Source organism: Chitinophaga sp. (genome assembly GCF_035564935.1).
GTDB lineage: Bacteria > Bacteroidota > Bacteroidia > Chitinophagales > Chitinophagaceae > Chitinophaga.
Map to the genome: position 1 here is coordinate 1 of NZ_DATMTE010000271.1, position 5,169 is coordinate 5,169.

General features: G+C 45.3%; 3 protein-coding genes. All 3 read left to right on the forward strand.

Features of this window, described 5'->3' with window-relative positions:
- Positions 1-2,104 (forward strand): SusC/RagA family TonB-linked outer membrane protein (locus tag VN105_RS07205; protein ID WP_325639353.1); only part of this gene is annotated, 2,104 nt, incomplete at its 5' end.
- 17 nt (positions 2,105-2,121) lie between these two features.
- Positions 2,122-3,714 (forward strand): RagB/SusD family nutrient uptake outer membrane protein, encoded by a 1,593-nt coding sequence (locus VN105_RS07210; RefSeq protein WP_325639354.1) that lies wholly within the window; start codon positions 2,122-2,124, stop codon positions 3,712-3,714.
- Between the two features lie 241 nt (positions 3,715-3,955).
- Positions 3,956-5,169 (forward strand): GH39 family glycosyl hydrolase (locus tag VN105_RS07215; RefSeq protein ID WP_325639355.1); only part of this gene is annotated, 1,214 nt, incomplete at its 3' end.

Consider the following 5,169-nt stretch of genomic DNA (forward strand, 5'->3'; position numbering starts at 1 on the left):
CGGCATTTCTTATTTTGACCGCTATAACTTCAGGATAAACTCCGAACATAATTTATATCAGAATATTGTTAAGATAGGAGAGCATCTCACATTCAATTATCAAAACAATCATGGAATTGCGGTAGCAGGACTATACAATAGCACTTTACGTAGTGCTTTCGGCACAAGTCCTTTGCTGCCTATGTATGATTCAGCCGGTAATTATTTCAGCAGCGACAGGAAGGGCTGGTACCCCGGAAAGCCCGACCAGTCATGGAATAACGGAGAAGCCAATCCCTACGCTGTAATGGATTATACCACCAGGAACCGGAACAGCAGCCAGGGGCTCTTTGGGGATGTTTATATTCAGGCGGAACCAATTAAAGGATTAAAGTTCCGGTCCAGTCTCGGATTAAACTATTACGCTAATCAGAGTCATGGTTATACGCCGGTATATCACCTTTCTATTTATTCTTTTAATGATACCGCGAAGGTGAGCCAGTCGATGGGGAACGGGAGAACCATCCAGTTTGATAATTTAATCAGTTATGATTTTAATGTCCGCGATGATCATCATTTCAGCGTAATGGCAGGCAGCTCTTCGCTGAAAACCCAAACGGTAGCCATGAATGGTAGTAACTGGGATCTGCGGGTGGCCGATATGCGACATGCTTACCTGTCCGTGGCCCAGAATGTAAACAAGGGCGCTCCATATATGAGCCTTGGCGGCGGCCCAACTGAAAGCGCTTTGATGTCTTACTTCGGCCGGTTCCAGTATGATTTCCAGGAAAAGTATTTATTGAATATTACATTCAGGGCGGATGGATCATCGAAATTCGCACCAGATAGCCGTTGGGGATACTTCCCTTCCGTGTCGGCAGGATGGGTTGTTTCCAGGGAAAATTTTATGCAGGGTGTTCACTGGCTTGATTTTCTCAAAATACGCGGTAGTTGGGGACAGGTGGGTAATCAGAATGTGGCGGCCTACCAGTTTTTGTCTCCTATCACTTTCAGCAATACCGCTTATATATTCGGACCTGTTGAAGGGGCAAACACACAGGGTGCTTATCCAAGCCGCATCGCTAATCCCAATGTTAAATGGGAAACTTCAGAGCAAACAAACATCGGGTTTGATGCTACTTTGTTTGAGCGATTCAATGTAACGTTTGAATATTACAGCAAAAAGACAAAAGACTGGTTAATTACTGTGCCCATCCTGGCCACTGCCGGGGCTGATGCGCCGCTTATCAATGGCGGTGATGTGAGTAATACAGGTGTGGAGCTTGCGCTTAACTACAGCAACCGCATTGGTAAGAATTTTAGTTATTCCATTGGTGTAAACGGGGCATATAACAGGAACAGGATAGGAAATATACCAACCAATGATCATGTGCTTCACGGCAATACCAATGTGCTGTATAATAATGCAGGTGAATTTTACCGTGCAGCAAACGGAGAACCGGTTGGCTACTTCTGGGGATATAAAACAGCAGGTATTTTCCAGACTGCAGATGAAGTATTGGCCTATAAAGGTAAAACAGGAACGCCTATTCAGCCCACTGCAAAGCCTGGCGATGTTCGCTATGTTGATTTGAACGGCGACGGCGTTATTGACGCCGCTGACAAAACAAAGATTGGGGATCCCAATCCTGATTTTACATTCGGTTTTAATATAACACTTGGCTACAAAGGTTTTGATTTATTAGTTCAGGCGTCCGGAGTGTCCGGTAACCAGCTGATACAGTCCTGGAGAAGCCCGGGCGGCTTTGCCAATTACAGCACTGAAATCCTGGACCGCTGGCATGGCCCGGGAACATCCAACAGGATTCCCAGGGTAACGGAAGACGGCGTCAACTGGGCCCAGATCTCCGACCTGTATGTTTACGATGGCAAGTTTCTTCGTATCAACAATATTACGTTAGGCTATGATTTTGCCAACCTGGTAAAGAAAAGTTACCTGGGTAAAGTGAAACTATATGCATCTGTACAAAATGCCTTCGTTATTACCAGGTATAAAGGCATGGACCCTGAAGTAGGATATAATGAAGGTTTTTCATCCGGGGTGGACATAGGATATTATCCCCGGCCCAGAACTTTTATGGTAGGCGCAAACATCCGTTTTTAATTTAAAATGAATTGGCGATGAAAAACTTAAAATCTTATATACTGGTTACCGCATTGTTATCATTGATGGCCTGTAAAAAAAGCTTTCTGGATACAGAAGATGTAACCTCTGCAACCGAGCAAAACTTTTACAAAACACCGGGTGATGCCTGGAAAGCGCAGGTGGGCATTTATGATGGATTACAGCGTGTGTGGTCCGGGGGCGTGGCTTTTCCCGTTGCGTCTACTGTCATGTCTGACGAAGCGTTTGGTGCTACAGGCAACGCTGATGGCTTTGGCTTCCAGATGATGGATGAATTTGACAAGCTCCGTTCTCCTTCCGACCAGGATATGTTTGGGGATTCATGGAGCCTTTATTATAAAGCTATATACCGCGCCAACATGTTGTTGTCGCACCTCGACGGGATAGATTGGCAGGGAAACACCACTTTGCGTAACACCTATGAAGCGGAAACAAGATTTATACGCGCCTATTGTTACTTTGATATGGTAAGGTTATGGGGCAATGTTCCGTTGATTACTATGCCTACCACGGATAATGTGCCACAGGCCAATCCGGATGATGTTTATAAGCTGATTGCCGATGATCTGAAATTTGCAGCTGCCAACCTGGCTTCCACCAATTACGGCGGTCAGGACCCTTCCACCCGCGGACGGGTAACCAAATGGGCTGCAGAGGCATTGATTGGCCGCGTATTCCTGTATTACACCGGTTATTATAACAAAGCAGACCTGGTAGGAGCCGTGTCAAAAGCACAGGCACTGGCTTACCTGGAGGATGTTATTAATAACGGTGGTTTTGGTTTGATCGACAAATTTGCCAACCTATGGCCCGCAGCTTCGTTGAATAACTATGTGGGGGAAGATAATAAAGAAACCATATTTGCTATCAAGTATACCTACACGAGCGACTGGAACGGAAATGTAGATGGTAATACCTGGATGGTAATGTATGGTATCCGTATTCAAAGTATTTATCCCTATGGCATGGGTTGGGGAGGCGCTACGGTGAATCCAAGGCTTTGGGATGCCTTTGCTCCGAACGATAGCCGCAGAAATGCCTCTATCATCTCCATAAAGGATGAAAAACTTGATTTTCAAAATATAAAAGATCAGCGGGAGTATACAGGCTACAACATTAAAAAATATACCCCTATGGCAGATGAGGCAGGGAGAAGCCTGGCGGAAAAAATGGGCGGAGCGAGTTTTATGATCAGCCAGTTCCAGGATTATGTGTCTATCCGCTATGCAGATGTATTGCTAATGGCAGCTGAATTGGGTGCTGCCGGTGCGCAAACTTACTTTGATGATGTTCGCAAAAGGGCATTTGGTGCTGCCTTTGTACAGATCCCGGTAAGTAAGGAAAATATTATGAATGAAAGGAGACTGGAATTTGCCGGAGAAGGCATCCGTTACTGGGATCTGCTTCGCCAGGGGATAAATGTTGCCGCATCGGCCATTGCCGAATCAATAACGGTTCAAAATGGTGGGGTAAATACCACCAAAACCATCTTAGCCTCGAAGGTTGTAGAAACAAAAGGTCTGGTGCAGGTGCCATACTCCCAGATTACTTTGTCTAATAACGTGTTGAAACAAAACGCAGGATGGTAGGATATCCCTGAATCATCTATTCTAATAATAATCAGGAAAGCCGGTTTGCAAGAAATTGTTGATATTGATGAATGCAAAACTGACGCTGCCGGCTTTCCTGATTTTCAATTTTGGCAGGACCGGTGCATGATACACTGGCCCTTTAGTAATTCACTTAAGAGTGGCGCTTCAACCTGGTTAAACATAATACAAGGAATATATTGAGTTGAAACCCCTGTAAGAAAGGTAAATATATCCAAAGATGAAAAAAGTTGTTATTTCTTTGCTGATCCTGATTTCTTCCATTGCAGAAACCTCTGTTGCTCAAAGAATAAAAGAAAAGAAACCAGCCATTCCTGAACGGATTATCAATGCTGACTTCAGTAAAACAGCCGGGAAACTCAATACTATGTTTAATGAATGCGTTGGCGCAGGCCGCGCCAATGAAGGGCTTCGGGCCGACTGGCAACAACAGCTTTCATATGTAAGAAAGGAATGCGGTTTCAGATATATTCGTATGCATGGCCTTTTAACAGACGACATGGCCGTATATACGGAAGACGGTAAGGGAAACCCGGTTTATAACTACATGTATATTGATGTTTTATTCGACTTTTTACAAAGTATTGGGATGAAACCCTTCGTGGAGCTGGGCTTTATGCCATCGGCGCTCGCCAGTGGACCCAAAACAATTTTCTGGTGGCGGGGCAATGTCACTCCACCAAAGGATTACGAAAAATGGGCAGCACTGGTGAAGGATCTTACCCGTCACTTTACAGAACGTTATGGCGCAGATGAAGTAAAGACCTGGTATTTCGAAGTTTGGAATGAACCTAACCTGGATGGATTCTGGGCCGGCAGCCAGAGTGACTATTTCAAATTGTATACTTACAGCGCCAAGGCGATTAAGAGCGTTAACCCGTCTTATCGCGTGGGTGGGCCGGGAACTGCGGGAGCCGCCTGGGAACCTGAAATGATTGCCTATTGTGATAAGAACAATGTACCTATAGATTTCATAAGTACCCACGCGTATGGGGTAAAGCAAGGTTATCTCGACGAATTTGGTAACTCAGGCACCGTGCTAGATAAAAATCCCATGAGTGTAAGTGGCGATGTGCTTCAATCGCGGAGAGAGATTGCCGGTTCCGCCATGCCTCATCTGGAGCTCCATTACACCGAATGGAGCGCTTCCTATACCCCGGCTGATCCTATCCACGACAGTTATCACGAAGCGGCGTATGTGCTGCAAAAATTAAAACAGGTGGGCAGCGCTGCTAACTCAATGTCGTATTGGGTATTTACCGACATTTTCGAAGAACCCGGACCCCGTTTCACACCTTTCCACGGAGGCTTCGGTATGCTGAATACGCAGGGGATTAATAAACCTGTATTCTATGCCTACCAGTTTTTGAACAGGCTGGGAAATACTGAATTGGCAAATACTGATTCTACTTCCTGGATATGCAGGGATTCCAC

Excerpts from the sequence above, each read along its gene's own strand:
- VN105_RS07210 (WP_325639354.1), top strand. The coding sequence starts at position 2,122 with ATGAAAAACTTAAAATCTTATATACTGGTTACCGCATTGTTATCATTG.